This is a genomic window from Streptomyces sp. NPDC032822 (assembly GCF_055578825.1).
The window spans coordinates 137,531-152,126 of the sequence record NZ_JBVIOL010000001.1 but is presented as its reverse complement, the minus strand read 5'-3'; the positions used below and the strand labels follow the sequence as shown (position 1 = coordinate 152,126).

Here is a 14,596-nt window from a genome sequence, read left to right as displayed (position 1 = left end):
CGTGCCGGTTGTCGGGAACGGAACGCGTGGTGCGAGAGTCTTCAACTGGGGGCGCACAAGGCGTACGAGGCGTACGGGAACGTACGGGAACGTAAGACGCGAAACAGGAGTCCGTGCACGACATGAGCGACGAGTCGCAGCCGCAGCAGCCGACCCAGGGCTGGGCCCCCCGAGAACCACAGGCGGCTGACGCCGCCGGTGAGCCCGAGACGCCGGCCGGCAAGAAGGCCAAGCGGCCCAAGCGGACCGGCTGGCGGCGGGCCGTCCCGACCTGGCGCATGGTGCTCGGCGCCTTCGTCGTGGGCGTCCTGCTCCTGGCCGGCCTGTTCTTCCTCGGCTACTCGATGGTCAAGATCCCGGCCGCCAACGCCTTCGCCACCAAACAGAGCAACGTCTACCTCTACGCCGACGGCAGCCAGCTCGCCCGCGACGGCGAGGTCAACCGGGAGATCGTCCCCCTCGGCCAGATCTCCAAGGACGCCCAGCACGCCGTCCTGGCCGCGGAGGACCGCGACTTCTACTCCGAGTCCGCGATCGACCCCAAGGCCATGCTCCGCGCCGGCTGGAACACCGCCACCGGCAAGGGCAAGCAGTCCGGCTCCACGATCACCCAGCAGTACGTGAAGAACTACTACCTGGCCCAGGAACAGACCGTCACCCGCAAGGTGAAGGAGTTCTTCATCTCGATCAAGCTGGACCGCACGGAGTCCAAGGACCAGATCCTGGAGGGCTACCTCAACACCAGCTTCTTCGGCCGCAACGCCTACGGCATCCAGGCCGCCGCCCAGGCCTACTACGGCGTCGACGCCGTCAGCCTCAGCCCCGCCCAGGGCGCCTACCTCGCCGCGCTGGTCAACGCGCCCAGCGAGTACGACGTCGTCGCCCACCCCGAGAACAAGTCCGCCGCCCAGGCCCGCTGGAACTACGTCCTGGACGGCATGGTCACCAAGGGCTGGCTGAGCAAGTCGGAGCGGGCCGGCATGAAGTTCCCCATGCCGAAGGAGTCCACCGTCTCGACCGGCATGTCCGGTCAGCGCGGCTACATCGTGAACGCGATCAAGGACTACCTCACCGACAACAAGATCCTCGACAAGGACCAGCTCGACGCCGGCGGCTACCGCATCACCACCACCCTGGCGAAGGGCAGGCAGGACGCCTTCGTCGACGCCGTCAACGACCAGCTGATGGACAAGCTCGACAAGAAGAACCGCAAGGTCGACACCTACGTCCGCGCGGGCGGCGCCGCCGTCGACCCCAAGACCGGCAAGGTCGTCGCCATGTACGGCGGCATCGACTACGTGAAGCAGTACACGAACAACGCCACCCGCGGCGACTTCCAGGTCGGCTCCACCTTCAAGCCGTTCGTGTTCACCTCCGCCGTCCAGAACGACTCCGAGACGCAGGACGGCCGCGTCATCACCCCGAACACCATCTACGACGGCACCAACAAGCGCCCCATCGTCGGCTGGGACGGCGGCACCTACGCACCCGAGAACGAGGACCAGGGCTCCTACGGCGACATCACCGTCCGCGAGGCCACCGACAAGTCCGTCAACTCGGTGTACGCGCAGATGGCCGTCGACGTCGGCTCCGACAAGGTCAAGCAGACCGCCATCGACCTCGGCATCCCCGCCTCCACCCCCGACCTGACGGCCTCGCCGTCCATCGCGCTCGGCCCGTCCACCGCCAGCGTCCTCGACATGGCGGAGGCCTACGCCACCCTCGCGAACCACGGCAAGCACGGCACGTACACGATGGTCGAGAAGATCACCAAGGACGGCAAGGACGAGGTCGAACTGCCCCGGCAGAAGACCAAGCAGGCCGTCAGCCGCGAGGCCGCCGACACCACGACGTCCATCCTGCGGAGCGTCGTCGACAACGGCACCGCCACCGCCGCCCAGGCCGCCGGCCGCCCCGCCGCGGGCAAGACCGGCACCGCCGAGGAGGACACCGCCGCCTGGTTCGCCGGCTACACCCCCGACCTCGCCACCGTCGTCTCCGTCATGGGCCAGGACCCGGTGACGGCCAAGCACGAGTCGCTGTACGGCGTGATGGGCCTCGACCGGATCAACGGCGGCGGGGCACCCACCGAGATCTGGGCACAGTTCACCAAGGCCGCCCTCAAGGGCAAGCCCGTCACCGAGTTCGACCTCGAACTCCAGCCGGGCGCCGACGAGATCCAGGCCCCGCCCTCCGACACCGCGACCGACCCCGGCGCGGACGAGGAGGACACCGGCGGCACCACGGACGGCACCACCGGCGGCCAGGAGACCGAGGGCCAGACCGAGGGCACCACCGGCGGCACCCCCACCGACGGCGGCACCACGGACGGCACCACCGGCAACACGAGCACCGGCACCACCGGAGACACCACCACGACCGGCGGCACCACCACCGACGGCGGCACGACCGACGGCACCACCGGAGAGACCACCGGCGGCACCACCGACACGGGTGGCACCACCGGAGACACCACCGGCGGCACCACCGGGGACACGACAGGCGCCGCGACGGGCGGGGTGTTCCCACAGACCACGGGGCGAAGGCCGGTCGGCTGATGCCCTGACGTGGGCTTCAGTGCCCCGAGGTGGCCTTGAGCCCCACCACGGCCACCAGCAGCAGACACACGAAGAAGATCCGGGCGGCGGTCGCCGGCTCCCCCAGCACCACCATGCCGAAGACCGCCGCACCGGCCGCACCGATCCCGACCCACACGCCGTACGCGGTACCGATGGGCAGGGACTTCGCGGCGTACGACAGCAACAGCATGCTCGCGACGATGCCCGCACCGGTGAACAGGCTGGGAACCAGCCGGGTGAACCCGTCGGTGTACTTCATTCCGATCGACCAGCCGACTTCGAGCAGACCGGCGACCACCAGCAGAACCCAGGCCATGACAGGCACCTCCGAGACGAGCGTCGTGTGACTTCGGGGCGTCGTCTTTGCCTGCATCCCGGTACGGCGCGTCTCGTCGGGTCTCTTCCGAAGGTAGCAAAGAAACAGCAAAAGGGGCCGGTGACGATGGTCACCGGCCCCTTCACACAGTCTTCTCAGAAATGCGGCCTTCTCCGAGATGCGGTCTTCTCAGAGATACAGCCCGGTCGAGTCCTCGGACCCCTCGAACCGGTCCGCGGCCACCGCGTGCAGATCACGCTCGCGCATCAGCACGTAGGCGACACCCCGCACCTCCACCTCGGCCCGGTCCTCCGGGTCGTACAGCACCCGGTCACCCGGCTCCACGGTCCGCACGTTCTGCCCCACCGCGACGACATCGGCCCACGCCAGCCGCCGGCCGACCGCCGCGGTGGCCGGAATCAGGATCCCGCCGCCGGAACGCCGCTCGCCCTCGCCGGCGTCCTGCCGCACGAGTACACGGTCGTGCAGCATCCGGATGGGCAACTTGTCCTGCTGGATGCTGTGCTCGTTTCTGTTGGCGCTCACGCCACTGAACCTACCTGCCTTTGCCACCGCCGTACGCCGGTGGGTCGGCCCCGGCTCAGCGGCTACGCCGCCGGGCGGTGCCCAGGGCGAGCAGCCCCACGACCCCGACGACGACGAGCGCGACGGGCACGACCCGCTCCAGCCGCGGCGCGCCCTCCTCGTCGACGAACTGCGCCTTCACGTCACTCACCGCGCGGTTGACCCCGACATAGGCCCGCCCCAGCGTGCGATCGACGTGGGAGGCGACCTTGGCCTTGGCATCGCCGACGATCGTCTTCGGGTGCACCCGCACCCCGATCTCGTCGAGCGTCTCGGCCAGCATCTCGCGGCGGCGCTTGATGTCCGCCTCGATCTGCGCCGGGGTTCTCGTGTCCGACGTGTCCGCCACCGTACGGCCTCCGAAGTCAGCTGATACCTGTTGCTGCTGCCTGATCCGGACAGTCTGTCAGCTCAGTGCCGGAACGCACTGTCAGGACCCCCCGTTACGCTTGCCGGATGAGCGAGCGACTCCAGCCCGGGGACGTGGCCCCCGCCTTCACCCTGCCCGACGCCGACGCCACCGAGGTGTCCCTGTCCGACCACAAGGGACGCAAGGTCATCGTCTACTTCTACCCCGCGGCCCTCACCCCCGGCTGCACCAAGCAGGCCTGCGACTTCACGGACAACCTGGAGGTCCTGACCGGCGCCGGCTACGACGTCATCGGCATCTCCCCCGACAAGCCGGAGAAGCTGGCGAAGTTCCGCGAGAAGGAGAACCTGCGGATCACCCTCCTCGCGGACCCCGAGAAGACGGTCACCGAGGCCTACGCCGCGTACGGCGAGAAGAAGAACTACGGCAAGACCTACATGGGCGTCATCCGCTCCACGATCGTCGTGGACGAGGAGGGCAAGGTCGAACACGCCTTCTACAACGTCCGGGCGACAGGCCACGTGGCGAAGATCATCAAGGACCTGGGTATCTGACTCGGCCGCCTAACGCGGGCATCCGAACGACACCCACACATCAGGAGCCAGGTCGGGCCGCCCAGGCACCGGCCTGCGCTCCTCACTCCACGCACCCGGGGCGACCTCACCGGCCACCCGCCGCCAGAACCGCACCGCCCCCGCGTTGGCATCCTGAAACGCGACCTCCCAGGCTCCCGGATGCCGCCGGACGACCTCCTTGACGGCCCGCATCCCGACCCCACTTCGCCGCACTCCGCGCACCACGAAGAAACTGTTAAGCACCCGGGTGTCCGCCCCCAACCCCCGCACGAACGCGAACCCGACGGGATGCTCACCGAGGCTGAAGACATACGGCGCCCAGCCCGGATCCCCGGAGAACGCGGCCTCCAGCCTCTCCCTCCTGAACTCCCCGTCCGCGCTGGGCAGTTGCCCTCCGAACTCGGACAGGTCATGCCGGAAGAGCAGCCAGAGGCGTTCGACGGTGGGGCGGTCGGTGGGAGTGGCGGGGCGGATGATCAGCCCGGAGCCCTTGTTGTCAGTCTTGGTCTTGGCCATGAAAAAAGCCTCCCGAGCAGACAAGCGTCCGCGCCCGGAAGGCTTCGCCGAGGGCGAGACAGCATATCAGCAGCCCTGGCGCGACTGCTTGACACAGAGGGGGCGGAGGACGTGAGACAACTCCCGGTACGATGACAGACGGACCAGCGGCGGTGGCGCAATGGCGACGCAGCAGACTTAGGATCTGTGGCCCTTGATCGGGCTTGAGGGTTCGAATCCCTTCCGCCGCACACAAGCGGCCTGCGAATCGAAGGAACGGTTCGCAGGCCGTTGCCATACGGTCTCAGCCCAACAACTCCCGCACCACCGGCACCAACCCCCTGAACGCCTGCCCCCGATGGCTGATCGCGTTCTTCTCCTCCGCGGTCAGCTCGGCGCACGTCCGTGTCTCGCCCTCCGGCTGGAGGATGGGGTCGTAGCCGAAGCCGTTCGTGCCGGTGGGGGTGTGGCGGAGGAGGCCCCGGAGTCGGCCCTCGACCACTCGCTCCGTGCCGTCCGGCAGGGCGAGGGCCGCCGCGCAGGCGAAGTGGGCGCCGCGGTGTTCGTCGGCGATGTCGGAGAGCTGGGCCAGCAGGAGGTCGAGGTTGGCCTGGTCGTCTCCGTGGGTGCCCGCCCAGCGGGCGGAGAAGATCCCGGGGGCGCCGTTCAGGACGTCGACGCAGAGGCCGGAGTCGTCGGCGACGGCGGGCAATCCCGTGGCCTGGGCCAGGGCGTGGGCCTTGAGCAGGGCGTTCTCGGCGAAGGTGACGCCGGTTTCCTTGACGTCGGGGACGTCCGGGTACGCGTCCGCGCCGACGAGGTCGTGGGGCAGACCTGCGTCGGCGAGGATCGCGTGGAGCTCGGTGATCTTTCCGGCGTTGCGGGTGGCGAGGATCAGGCGGGTCATGGGGTCCAGTATCCCGACCCCGCCCGTCCGCCCGCAGCCCGGTTACGGCGTGCAGACCTTCGTCAGTTCGCCCGCCGCGTCCGTGACCCCGCCGAGGTCGGGGGTGTTGTCGCCGTTCTCGACGGAGGTACGGACGTTGGTGACGGCCTTGCCGAGGTCGTCGACGGCCTTGTTGACGTCGGCGTTGTCGGTCTTGTCGCCGATCTCGTCGAGGTTCTTGTCGATGGCGTCGAGGGATTCCTCAAGCTGTGTCGGGTCGTTCGACGCGGCCTCCACGGCCTGCTGGAGATCGGTGACGCTGTCGGCGATGGCATCGGCGGTCTGGACGCAGTCCAGTGCCTTGCTGACGGCGTCGCAGCCGGTGGTGAGCCCGGCGGTCAGCCCGACGGCGGCCACCGCGGCGACGATGGCGATTCGGCGACTACGGCGGCGTCGGCTCGCGGCCATGGATCTGTTCCCTCCCGTTGGGGCCTTCCCGGCCCTTCATGCTGGCCGGGCGCACAGTGATGAGCCGTGCGCCCGTACCCGTAGTGACGCGAGGACGGCCGACGGGGTTGCGACCCGCGACCATCGTTCTTGGTACGCCCTTTACTTTTCGAGGACCGTATCAAGTGCCTTGAGCTGGAAGGCGGTCAGGTCGACGCAGCCGGCGACGGCGAGGTCGAGGAGGGAGTCGAGTTCCTCGCGGGCGAAGGGTTCGGCCTCGGCGGTGCCCTGGACCTCGACGAAGCGGCCGTCGCCGGTGCAGACGACGTTCATGTCGGTCTCGGCGCGGACGTCCTCCTCGTAGCAGAGGTCGAGCAGGGGGACTCCGCCGACGATGCCCACCGAGACCGCCGAGACCGTGCCGGTGAGCGGCTGGCGGCCGGCCTTGATCAGCTTCTTGCCCTGGGCCCAGGTGACGGCGTCGGCGAGGGCGACGTACGCGCCGGTGATGGCGGCGGTGCGGGTGCCGCCGTCGGCCTGCAGGACGTCGCAGTCGAGGACGATGGTGTTCTCGCCGAGGGCCTTGTAGTCGATCACCGCGCGCAGGGAGCGGCCGATGAGGCGGCTGATCTCGTGGGTGCGGCCGCCGATCTTGCCGCGGACGGATTCGCGGTCGCCGCGGGAGTTGGTGGCGCGGGGCAGCATGGAGTACTCGGCGGTGACCCAGCCTTCGCCGCTGCCCTTGCGCCAGCGCGGGACGCCTTCGGTGACGGAGGCGGTGCAGAAGACTTTCGTGTCGCCGAAGGAGACGAGGACGGAGCCTTCGGCGTGCTTGCTCCAGCCGCGTTCGATGGTGACCGGGCGGAGTTGTTCGGGGGTGCGGCCGTCGATTCGAGACATGGCGAAGAGCCTAGCCGCACACAGGGAAGGGGCCCTTCCCGCGGTGGAAAAGGGCCCCGACGAGTGACCTCACATCAGGTCTTCGATCTCCGCGGCGATGGGGTCGGCGTCGGTGCCGATGACGACCTGGATCGCGGTGCCCATCCTGACGACGCCGTGGGCGCCGGCGGCCTTCAGGGCGGCCTCGTCGACCTTGCTCGCGTCGACGACCTCGGTGCGCAGGCGGGTGATGCAGCCCTCGACCTCTTCGATGTTCTCGATGCCGCCGAGCCCGGCAACGATCTTCTCAGCCTTGCTGGCCATGTTCCGTCTCCCTGAATTCCCTGATGCGAACCGCTTTGTCGCAGTAACCCACAGTTGGCCCAACTTCGCGAGCGATTGCGTCGATGGTGCCGAAAGATGACATGGCAGCAACGAAATCGTCCGTAGCTGGTCTACACCACCTGACAGGCGGTCGCCAAACCATGAGTGCCGAGAGTGCCGGCGCGGGGATCGGTCCCGCGCGCGCCCGTTGGAACAACCTGTTCCAGGCGTTGCAGAAGATGGGCCGCAGTCTGCAGCTCCCCATCGCGGTCCTGCCGGCCGCGGGCATCCTCAACCGGCTGGGCCAGCCGGACGTGTTCGGGGACGACGGGCTGGGCTGGACGAACATCTCGAAGGTGATGGCGGGTGCGGGCGGGGCGCTGCTGGACGGTCAGCTCGGGTTGCCGCTGTTGTTCTGTATCGGTGTGGCGATCGGTATGGCGAAGAAGTCCGACGGTTCGACGGCGTTGGCCGCGGTGACCGGTTTCCTCGTCTACTACACGGTGTTGCGTCAGTTCCCGGAGGACTGTCCTGACGGGGCGAAGGCTCTGGTGGGTATCGGCTGCCAGGTGGCGGCGGACGGTTCGGTGACGGCGTTCACGTTCCAGAACCCGGGTGTCTTCGGCGGCATCGTGATGGGTCTGATGTCGGCGTACTTCTGGCAGCGGTACCACCGGACCAGGCTGGTGGACTGGCTCGGTTTCTTCAACGGCCGCCGGCTGGTGCCGATCGTGATGGCGTTCGTGGCGATCGCGTTCGCCGCGGTGTGTCTGTGGGTGTGGCCGCCGATCGGTGACGCGCTGGAGAGTTTCAGCGACTGGATGAGCGATCTGGGCGCGTGGGGTGCGGGTGTGTTCGGGGTGGCGAACCGGGCGTTGCTGGTGATCGGGTTGCATCAGTTCCTGAACGTGCCCATCTGGTTCCAGTTCGGCAGCTACACCAAGCCGGACGGCACGGTGGTGCACGGCGACATCAACATGTTCCTGGCGGGCGACCCGAGCGCGGGGCAGTTCACGTCGGGGTTCTTCCCGATCATGATGTTCGCGTTGCCGGCGGCGGCGCTGGCGATCACGCACTGCGCGAAGCCGGGGCGCCGCAAGGAGGTCGGCGGTCTGATGCTGTCGGTGGCGTTGACGTCGTTCGTCACGGGGATCACCGAGCCGATCGAGTACTCGTTCCTGTTCATCGCGCCGCTGCTGTACGCGGTGCACGCGGTGCTGACGGGTGTGTCGATGGCGGTGACGTGGGGGTTGGGCGTCCATGACGGCTTCAGTTTCTCGGCGGGCCTGATCGACTACCTCATCAACTGGAACCTGGCGACGAAGCCGTGGCTGATCATTCCGATCGGCCTGTGTTTCGCGGTCGTCTACTACGTGATCTTCCGGTTCGCGATCACGCGGTTCGACCTGAAGACTCCGGGCAGGGAGCCGGAGGAAGAGGTCGAGGACGTCACCAAGGTGTGACGCGCGCGGCGGCTCGAACAGGTAGCCCAAAGTAGCTTTCCCGTCACGGGAAACGCGGGTTCCTTATGCGTCCTTCATCGTGCTACAACATGGTCTACACCACTGAGTGGTGTAGACCATGCCACCCGATGGAGGAAGTTATGACCACCGCCACCGCGCCGGCGGCGCCCGCGAAGAAGCGGGGATCCGGCCTGATCAAGGGCCTGCAGAAGGTTGGTCGCAGCCTTCAGCTCCCCATCGCCGTGCTGCCGGCGGCAGGTATTCTGCTCCGGCTCGGTCAGGCGGACTCCCAGGAGAGGTTCCACATCCCCGCCGATGTGGCGAAGGTGTTCGCCGGCGCCGGCGGCGCCCTCCTGGACAGCTCCTTCGGGCTGCCCCTGTTGTTCTGCATAGGCGTGGCCATCGGCTTCGCGAAGAAGGCCGACGGCTCGACGGCGCTGGCCGCCGTGGTCGGTTTCCTCACCTACTACGCGGTGATCCACCAGTACCCGATCGAGGACGGTCACGAAGGCGCCACCTATACGGCGACCGGACTCGGCGGCGGCTTCTGGCAGAAGGGCACCGAGGCCGCCACGACCGCGACCTTCCAGAACCCGGGCGTGCTCGGCGGCATCGTCCTCGGCCTGTTCACGGCCCTGCTGTGGCAGCGCTTCCACCGGACCAGGCTCGTCGACTGGCTGGGCTTCTTCAACGGCCGCCGGCTCGTACCGATCATCACGGCCGCCGTCGGCACCGTGCTCGGTGTCCTGGTCGTCCTGGGCTGGCAGCCCATCGGTGACGTGATCACCGACTTCGGCGAGTGGATGACCGGCCTCGGCTCCTTCGGTGCGGCCCTCTTCGGTCTGATCAACCGTGCGTTGATCCCGATCGGCATGCACCAGTTCGTGAACTCCGTGGCCTGGTTCCAGATCGGCGACTTCACCAACTCCGCCGGCACCGTCTTCCACGGCGACCTGCCCCGCTTCTTCGGCGGCGACCCGTCCGCGGGTATGTTCATGACCGGCTTCTTCCCGATCATGATGTTCGGTCTGCCCGCCGCCGCACTGGCGATCGCGCACTCCGCCCGTCCCGAGCGCCGCAAGGCCGTGCTGGGCATGATGATGTCGATGGCCCTGACCTCGTTCTTCACGGGTGTCACCGAGCCGATCGAGTTCACGTTCATGTTCATCGCCCCGGTGCTGTACGTCATCCACGCGGTCCTCACCGCGATTTCGATGGCGGTGACCTGGGCGCTGGGCATGCACATGGGCTTCAGCTTCTCGGCCGGCTTCATCGACGTCTTCATCAACTGGGGTATCTCCACGAAGCCCTGGCTGCTGATCCCCGTCGGTCTGGTCTTCGGCGCGATCTACTACACCGTCTTCCGCTTCGCCATCACCAAGTTCGACCTCCCCACCCCGGGCCGTGAGCCCGAGGAGGAGGTCGAGGACCTCACCAAGGCGTGAGTCCCCCACCGCGCATACGAAGGCCCCCCGGAGTCACAGCTCCGGGGGGCCTTTGTCATGCCGTGGCGGCTAGATCTCGTACGAGACTCTCGGCGTCGCCAGTTCCACGGGACCGTCGTACACCGTGCGCGCGTCGGCCAGGTTGACCTGGGGGTCGGTCCACGGGGGGATGTGGGTGAGGACCAGCCGGCGGGCGCCTGCCCGGGTCGCGGTCTCACCCGCCTCGCGGCCGTTGAGGTGCAGGTCGGGGATGCTCTCCTTGCCGTGCGTGAAGGCGGCCTCGCACAGGAACAGGTCGGTGTCGCGGGCGAGTTCGTCCAGGACGGGGGTCGCGCCCGTGTCGCCGGAGTAGGTCAGGGACCTGCCGCCGTGCTCGACGCGGATGCCGTACGCCTCGACGGGGTGGGCCACGCGTTCGGTGTGGACCGTGAACGGGCCGACGTCGAAGGTGGACGGCTTGACCGTGTGGAAGTCGAAGACCTCGCTCATGGAGGAGGCGGTGGGGGTGTCGGCGTAGGCCGTGGTGAGGCGGTGTTCGGTGCCCTCGGGGCCGTAGACCGGGATCGGGTCGCAGCGGCCGCCGTCGTGGCGGTAGTAGCGCGCGACGAAGTACGCGCACATGTCGATGCAGTGGTCGGCGTGCAGATGGCTGAGGAAGATCGCGTCGAGGTCGTAGAGACCGCAGTGGCGCTGCAGCTCGCCCAGGGCACCGTTGCCCATGTCGAGAAGCAGCCGGAAGCCGTCGGCCTCGACGAGGTAGCTCGAACAGGCCGATTCCGCGGACGGGAACGACCCCGAGCAGCCGACGACGGTGAGCTTCATAAAGCAGAAACCTCCGCTGGCGGGACTTTTCTGGGAAGGAGACGGGGGTCGTGCGGTTCGTCGAGCGTAAGGCGCAAAACTCCCGGTCGCTCCTCCACCAGGGGCTGTTGTGGGCGAACTCACCTGTGGTGTCACCGGTTCGGCTGGACCCGGGGCGTATGGGGCGCGCGATAAGGCGCGCGTGGGTGTTTGTGCGCCGGTAACGTCATGTCCATGGATACTTCGTGGTGGCTCGCGCTCGCGGCCCTGGTGCTGCTGGCGATCGTCGCCACGCTCGTCGACGGCTGGGGACGCGGCGGTCGGCGTCCGGCGGGGCGGCGGACCCGGCCACCGGGGCGGCCGTCGCGGCCTCGCGGGCGGGGTCGGGCGCGGCCTCGGCCGGCGGAGATCTGGTGGGCGGACGTGCCCTATGAGGACGGGCCCGGGGCCAAGGACCGGCCGTGTCTGGTGTTGGTGGTGCGCGGGGACCGGGCGACGGTCGCGAAGATCACCAGCAAGTACCACGACGAGCGGGCCGGGGTGATCCCGTTGCCGCCGGGCGCGGTGGGCGACGCGCAGGGGCGCGCGAGCTTCCTGGAGACGGACGAGCTGCGCGAGGTGGCGGTGGGGGACTTCCGGCGGCGGGTGGGGGTGGTGGACCCGGTCCTATGGGATCAGGTCCGTCACCTGGCCGGTTAGGGGTCTTCGTCCGGCCGCCGGTCCGTCGTGGCCGGTGGGGCCTTGCGGCGGAGCCGCCCGCCGGCATGGCCCCGCGCCCCTGGACCGGCGCTCATGCCCAGAGTTGGCCCTGCAGCGTCTCGATGGCTTCCTCGGTGGTGGCGGCCGTGTAGACACCCGTCGAGAGGTACTTCCAGCCGCCGTCGGCGACGACGAACACGATGTCCGCGCTCTCGCCCGCCTTGACGGCCTTGTTGCCGACGCCGATCGCGGCATGCAGGGCCGCGCCGGTGGAGACTCCGGCGAAGATGCCCTCCTGCTGGAGCAGCTCCCGGGTGCGGGTGACCGCGTCGGCCGAGCCCACCGAGAAGCGGGTGGTGAGGACGGAGGCGTCGTACAGCTCGGGGACGAAGCCCTCGTCGAGGTTGCGCAGGCCGTAGACCAGGTCGTCGTAGCGCGGCTCGGCGGCGACGATCTTCACGTCCGGCTTGTGCTCGCGGAGGTAGCGGCCGACGCCCATCAGGGTGCCGGTGGTGCCGAGACCCGCGACGAAGTGGGTGACGGAGGGGAGGTCGGCGAGGATCTCCGGGCCGGTGCCCGCGTAGTGGGCGCCGGCGTTGTCCGGGTTGCCGTACTGGTAGAGCATCACCCAGTCGGGGTGCTCGGCGGAGAGTTCCTTGGCGACCCGTACGGCGGTGTTGGAGCCGCCCGCGGCGGGTGAGGGGATGATCTCGGCGCCCCACATGGCGAGCAGCTCACGGCGTTCCTGCGAGGTGTTCTCGGGCATCACGCACACCATGCGGTAGCCCTTGAGCTTGGCCGCCATGGCCAGCGAGATGCCGGTGTTGCCGGAGGTCGGCTCCAGGATGGTGCAGCCCGGGGTCAGCCGGCCGTCCTTCTCCGCCTGCTCGATCATGTGCAGGGCGGGACGGTCCTTGACCGAGCCGGTCGGGTTGCGGTCCTCCAGCTTCGCCCAGATACGGACGTCGGCGGACGGCGAGAGCCGCGGCAGGCGCACCAGAGGGGTGTTGCCCACCGCGGCCAGCGGGGAGTCGTAGCGCATGGGGGCGGCGGGCCCTAGACCATGCCGCCGGCCACGGCCGGCAGGATCGTCACGCTGTCGCCGTCGGCGAGCTTGGTGTTGATGCCGTCGAGGAAGCGGACGTCCTCGTCGTTCAGGTAGACGTTCACGAAGCGGCGCAGCTGGTCGCCGTCCACGATGCGGGCCTGGACGCCCGTGTGGCGGCTTTCGAGGTCGGCGAAGAGCTCGGCGAGAGTCTCCCCGGTGCCCTCCACCGCCTTCTGTCCGTCGGTGTACGTGCGGAGGATGGTCGGGATGCGGACCTCGATGGCCATGGCTCAGGGCTCCTGTCGGATGGTGTCTGGTCGGTGGGCGCGCGGCAGCGCAGTACAGCGGGTGGTGCGTGGGTGAGCGCCGCGGCCCACGGCCGTACGGCGGCAGGGCGGCGTCAACAGATGGCGCTGGCGAGCCTGCACAGGTCGACGTGCAGCCGCGCCACGAGCAGCATGCCCGGCGTCTTTTCGCTCACGTCGTGGGAAACCATGGGGTCATCGTATCGATTCCCGACCGGGGTCCCGGAATGTGATCCCACATTCCGGACGGATAGCGGTCGCGGAGTGAGACCGCACAGCTCAGGCCCTCTCCCCGCACCGCTCAGGCGGACGCTCTCCGGACCAGGTGGGTCGGGGTGACCACGGAGGAGAGCGGGTGACCTGCACTCGTCTCCTCACTTGTGTCGGCGGTCCTGCTGAACAGCAGTCTGGCCAGCAGCCGCCCCATGCCCTCGACGTCCTGGTGGACCGTCGTCAGCGGCGGGTCGGTCGACTCGGCGATGGGTGCGAGGTCGTCGAAGCCGACGACGGCCACGTCGTCCGGTACCCGGCGGCCGCTCTCCCGCAGCACCTGGAGGGCGCCGGACGCCATGAGGTCCGAGGCGACGAAGACGGCGTCGAGGTCGGGGCACCGGTCCAGGAGGGCGGCCATGGCGTCGGCGCCGCCCTGCCGGGTGTAGTCGGCCTTCTCGATCAGCCGGGGCGAGGCGTCGAGCAGGACGTCCCGGTAGCCGTCGAGGCGGTCGGCGGCGGAGGCCTCCTGGTCGTAGGGCCCGGTGACGGTCGCGATGCGCTCGCGGCCGAGCGAGACCAGATGGCGGACGGCTTCCCGGGCTCCGCCGCGGTTGTCGGCGTCGACGTAGATCTGGCCCCGTACGGTCTCGCCCTCCCGCAGCAGCGGGCGGCCGCCGAAGACGGCGGGCAGGCCCAGCCGTTCGATCATGCCGGGCAGCGGGTCGTCGGCGCGCAGGGAGAACAGCAGGGCGCCGTCGACGTGGCCGCCGCCGAGGAAGTCGCCGACGCGCGGATAGTCGTCGGGTTCCTCCAGGAACAACAGGACGGGCTGGACGCCGTGCGCGACGAGCTCCTTGCGGATGCCTCGGAGGTGGCAGTCGAAGAAGGGGTCGATGAAGACCCGGTCCTGCGGCTGGGTCGCCACGACGGCGACGGCGCCCGTGCGGCGGGTGACCAGCTGGCGGGCGGCCTGGTTGGGTATGTAGCCCAGCTCGGCGATGACGTCCCGGACGCGGCCCGCGACCCCCGCACTCACCTTGAGTTCGCCGTTGACCACCCGCGACACCGTGGACTTCGAGACGCCCGACCGGCGGGCGACGTCCTCCAGCGTGGGGCGTCGTGTGTTCGAGCGCTGCGTCAACACCATCTCCGATACGGCGAGTTGG

General features: G+C 69.0%; 18 protein-coding genes, 1 tRNA gene and 1 riboswitch. Of the genes, 6 read left to right on the top strand and 13 right to left on the bottom strand.

Features of this window, described 5'->3' with window-relative positions:
- Positions 1–122 precede the first annotated feature (122 nt).
- A complete protein-coding gene (locus tag ACZ5VD_RS00650; RefSeq protein WP_468679817.1) occupies positions 123–2,558 on the top strand; it encodes a transglycosylase domain-containing protein in 2,436 nt (811 codons plus the stop codon).
- 16 nt (positions 2,559–2,574) lie between these two features.
- Here ACZ5VD_RS00650 and sugE read toward each other — a convergent pair whose 3' ends face one another.
- From sugE to ACZ5VD_RS00635, 3 genes are all read right to left on the bottom strand, one after another.
- Positions 2,575–2,895 carry a quaternary ammonium compound efflux SMR transporter SugE gene (gene sugE, locus ACZ5VD_RS00645; RefSeq protein ID WP_468552961.1) on the bottom strand — a complete coding sequence of 107 codons (321 nt, stop codon included), beginning with the start codon at positions 2,893–2,895 and terminating at the stop codon, positions 2,575–2,577.
- 35 nt (positions 2,896–2,930) lie between these two features.
- Positions 2,931–2,998, bottom strand: a riboswitch (guanidine-III (ykkC-III) riboswitch).
- Between the two features lie 86 nt (positions 2,999–3,084).
- Entirely contained in the window at positions 3,085–3,441 is a 357-nt protein-coding gene (locus ACZ5VD_RS00640; RefSeq protein WP_468552960.1) for a GroES family chaperonin, read from the bottom strand.
- 55 nt (positions 3,442–3,496) lie between these two features.
- Positions 3,497–3,829 (bottom strand): DUF3618 domain-containing protein, encoded by a 333-nt coding sequence (locus ACZ5VD_RS00635; protein WP_468552959.1) that lies wholly within the window; start codon positions 3,827–3,829, stop codon positions 3,497–3,499.
- Positions 3,830–3,936: 107 nt separating this feature from the next.
- Between ACZ5VD_RS00635 and bcp the strand changes: the two genes are divergently transcribed.
- On the top strand, positions 3,937–4,404 hold the full coding sequence (gene bcp, locus ACZ5VD_RS00630) for a thioredoxin-dependent thiol peroxidase (protein WP_468552958.1): 468 nt from the start codon (positions 3,937–3,939) through the stop codon (positions 4,402–4,404).
- A gap of 9 nt (positions 4,405–4,413) precedes the next feature.
- Here bcp and ACZ5VD_RS00625 read toward each other — a convergent pair whose 3' ends face one another.
- The gene (locus tag ACZ5VD_RS00625; protein ID WP_468552957.1) at positions 4,414–4,941 is read right to left on the bottom strand and encodes a GNAT family N-acetyltransferase; all 528 of its coding nucleotides are present in this window, start codon (positions 4,939–4,941) and stop codon (positions 4,414–4,416) included.
- A 146-nt stretch (positions 4,942–5,087) separates the two neighbouring features.
- Between ACZ5VD_RS00625 and ACZ5VD_RS00620 the strand changes: the two genes are divergently transcribed.
- Positions 5,088–5,171: transfer RNA gene (locus ACZ5VD_RS00620), tRNA-Leu, on the top strand.
- Between the two features lie 53 nt (positions 5,172–5,224).
- Here ACZ5VD_RS00620 and rdgB read toward each other — a convergent pair.
- The 4 genes from rdgB to ACZ5VD_RS00600 all read right to left on the bottom strand — a co-directional run bounded on the left by rdgB (position 5,225) and on the right by ACZ5VD_RS00600 (position 7,456).
- A complete protein-coding gene (gene rdgB / locus ACZ5VD_RS00615; protein ID WP_468552956.1) occupies positions 5,225–5,827 on the bottom strand; it encodes an RdgB/HAM1 family non-canonical purine NTP pyrophosphatase in 603 nt (200 codons plus the stop codon).
- Between the two features lie 42 nt (positions 5,828–5,869).
- Entirely contained in the window at positions 5,870–6,274 is a 405-nt protein-coding gene (locus tag ACZ5VD_RS00610; protein WP_468552955.1) for a hypothetical protein, read from the bottom strand.
- A 141-nt stretch (positions 6,275–6,415) separates the two neighbouring features.
- Positions 6,416–7,153 carry a ribonuclease PH gene (gene rph, locus ACZ5VD_RS00605; RefSeq protein WP_468552954.1) on the bottom strand — a complete coding sequence of 246 codons (738 nt, stop codon included), beginning with the start codon at positions 7,151–7,153 and terminating at the stop codon, positions 6,416–6,418.
- 69 nt (positions 7,154–7,222) lie between these two features.
- Positions 7,223–7,456: a PTS sugar transporter subunit IIB gene (locus tag ACZ5VD_RS00600; protein ID WP_468552953.1), complete on the bottom strand. Its 234-nt coding sequence runs from the start codon at positions 7,454–7,456 to the stop codon at positions 7,223–7,225.
- Between the two features lie 161 nt (positions 7,457–7,617).
- Here ACZ5VD_RS00600 and ACZ5VD_RS00595 point away from each other — a divergent pair, with 161 nt between their 5' ends.
- Both ACZ5VD_RS00595 and ACZ5VD_RS00590 read left to right on the top strand, forming a co-directional pair.
- The gene (locus ACZ5VD_RS00595; RefSeq protein ID WP_468552952.1) at positions 7,618–8,919 is read left to right on the top strand and encodes a PTS transporter subunit EIIC; all 1,302 of its coding nucleotides are present in this window, start codon (positions 7,618–7,620) and stop codon (positions 8,917–8,919) included.
- 140 nt (positions 8,920–9,059) lie between these two features.
- Entirely contained in the window at positions 9,060–10,364 is a 1,305-nt protein-coding gene (locus tag ACZ5VD_RS00590; RefSeq protein ID WP_468552951.1) for a PTS transporter subunit EIIC, read from the top strand.
- A 69-nt stretch (positions 10,365–10,433) separates the two neighbouring features.
- Here ACZ5VD_RS00590 and ACZ5VD_RS00585 read toward each other — a convergent pair whose 3' ends face one another.
- Positions 10,434–11,186: an MBL fold metallo-hydrolase gene (locus tag ACZ5VD_RS00585; RefSeq protein WP_468552950.1), complete on the bottom strand. Its 753-nt coding sequence runs from the start codon at positions 11,184–11,186 to the stop codon at positions 10,434–10,436.
- Positions 11,187–11,399: 213 nt separating this feature from the next.
- On the opposite strand from ACZ5VD_RS00585, the gene ACZ5VD_RS00580 reads away from it, so the two are divergent.
- The gene (locus ACZ5VD_RS00580; RefSeq protein ID WP_468679816.1) at positions 11,400–11,864 is read left to right on the top strand and encodes a type II toxin-antitoxin system PemK/MazF family toxin; all 465 of its coding nucleotides are present in this window, start codon (positions 11,400–11,402) and stop codon (positions 11,862–11,864) included.
- Between the two features lie 91 nt (positions 11,865–11,955).
- Here the strand turns inward: ACZ5VD_RS00580 and ACZ5VD_RS00575 are convergent, their stop codons facing one another.
- The 4 genes from ACZ5VD_RS00575 to ACZ5VD_RS00560 form a co-directional block, all read right to left on the bottom strand.
- Positions 11,956–12,906, bottom strand: a complete 951-nt coding sequence (locus tag ACZ5VD_RS00575) for a PLP-dependent cysteine synthase family protein (protein ID WP_468552948.1) — start codon at positions 12,904–12,906, stop codon at positions 11,956–11,958.
- A gap of 14 nt (positions 12,907–12,920) precedes the next feature.
- Positions 12,921–13,199 (bottom strand): MoaD/ThiS family protein, encoded by a 279-nt coding sequence (locus ACZ5VD_RS00570; RefSeq protein ID WP_468552947.1) that lies wholly within the window; start codon positions 13,197–13,199, stop codon positions 12,921–12,923.
- 113 nt (positions 13,200–13,312) lie between these two features.
- Positions 13,313–13,408 (bottom strand): putative leader peptide, encoded by a 96-nt coding sequence (locus ACZ5VD_RS00565; RefSeq protein ID WP_019759525.1) that lies wholly within the window; start codon positions 13,406–13,408, stop codon positions 13,313–13,315.
- Between the two features lie 110 nt (positions 13,409–13,518).
- Complete coding sequence (locus ACZ5VD_RS00560; RefSeq protein ID WP_468552946.1) at positions 13,519–14,577, bottom strand: LacI family DNA-binding transcriptional regulator; 1,059 nt, start codon at positions 14,575–14,577, stop codon at positions 13,519–13,521.
- Between the last annotated feature and the right edge of the window lie 19 nt (positions 14,578–14,596).

Bases quoted from the DNA above. Each gene is read 5' to 3' on its own strand.
- ACZ5VD_RS00595 (WP_468552952.1), top strand. From the start codon at position 7,618: ATGAGTGCCGAGAGTGCCGGCGCGGGGATCGGTCCCGCGCGCGCCCGT.
- bcp (WP_468552958.1), top strand. From the start codon at position 3,937: ATGAGCGAGCGACTCCAGCCCGGGGACGTGGCCCCCGCCTTCACCCTG.
- ACZ5VD_RS00575 (WP_468552948.1), bottom strand. From the start codon at position 12,906: ATGCGCTACGACTCCCCGCTGGCCGCGGTGGGCAACACCCCTCTGGTG.
- ACZ5VD_RS00650 (WP_468679817.1), top strand. From the start codon at position 123: ATGAGCGACGAGTCGCAGCCGCAGCAGCCGACCCAGGGCTGGGCCCCC.
- sugE (WP_468552961.1), bottom strand. From the start codon at position 2,895: ATGGCCTGGGTTCTGCTGGTGGTCGCCGGTCTGCTCGAAGTCGGCTGG.
- ACZ5VD_RS00580 (WP_468679816.1), top strand. From the start codon at position 11,400: ATGGATACTTCGTGGTGGCTCGCGCTCGCGGCCCTGGTGCTGCTGGCG.
- ACZ5VD_RS00565 (WP_019759525.1), bottom strand. From the start codon at position 13,408: ATGGTTTCCCACGACGTGAGCGAAAAGACGCCGGGCATGCTGCTCGTG.
- ACZ5VD_RS00610 (WP_468552955.1), bottom strand. From the start codon at position 6,274: ATGGCCGCGAGCCGACGCCGCCGTAGTCGCCGAATCGCCATCGTCGCC.
- ACZ5VD_RS00590 (WP_468552951.1), top strand. From the start codon at position 9,060: ATGACCACCGCCACCGCGCCGGCGGCGCCCGCGAAGAAGCGGGGATCC.
- ACZ5VD_RS00560 (WP_468552946.1), bottom strand. From the start codon at position 14,577: ATGGTGTTGACGCAGCGCTCGAACACACGACGCCCCACGCTGGAGGAC.
- ACZ5VD_RS00585 (WP_468552950.1), bottom strand. From the start codon at position 11,186: ATGAAGCTCACCGTCGTCGGCTGCTCGGGGTCGTTCCCGTCCGCGGAA.
- rph (WP_468552954.1), bottom strand. From the start codon at position 7,153: ATGTCTCGAATCGACGGCCGCACCCCCGAACAACTCCGCCCGGTCACC.
- rdgB (WP_468552956.1), bottom strand. From the start codon at position 5,827: ATGACCCGCCTGATCCTCGCCACCCGCAACGCCGGAAAGATCACCGAG.
- ACZ5VD_RS00600 (WP_468552953.1), bottom strand. From the start codon at position 7,456: ATGGCCAGCAAGGCTGAGAAGATCGTTGCCGGGCTCGGCGGCATCGAG.
- ACZ5VD_RS00625 (WP_468552957.1), bottom strand. From the start codon at position 4,941: ATGGCCAAGACCAAGACTGACAACAAGGGCTCCGGGCTGATCATCCGC.
- ACZ5VD_RS00570 (WP_468552947.1), bottom strand. From the start codon at position 13,199: ATGGCCATCGAGGTCCGCATCCCGACCATCCTCCGCACGTACACCGAC.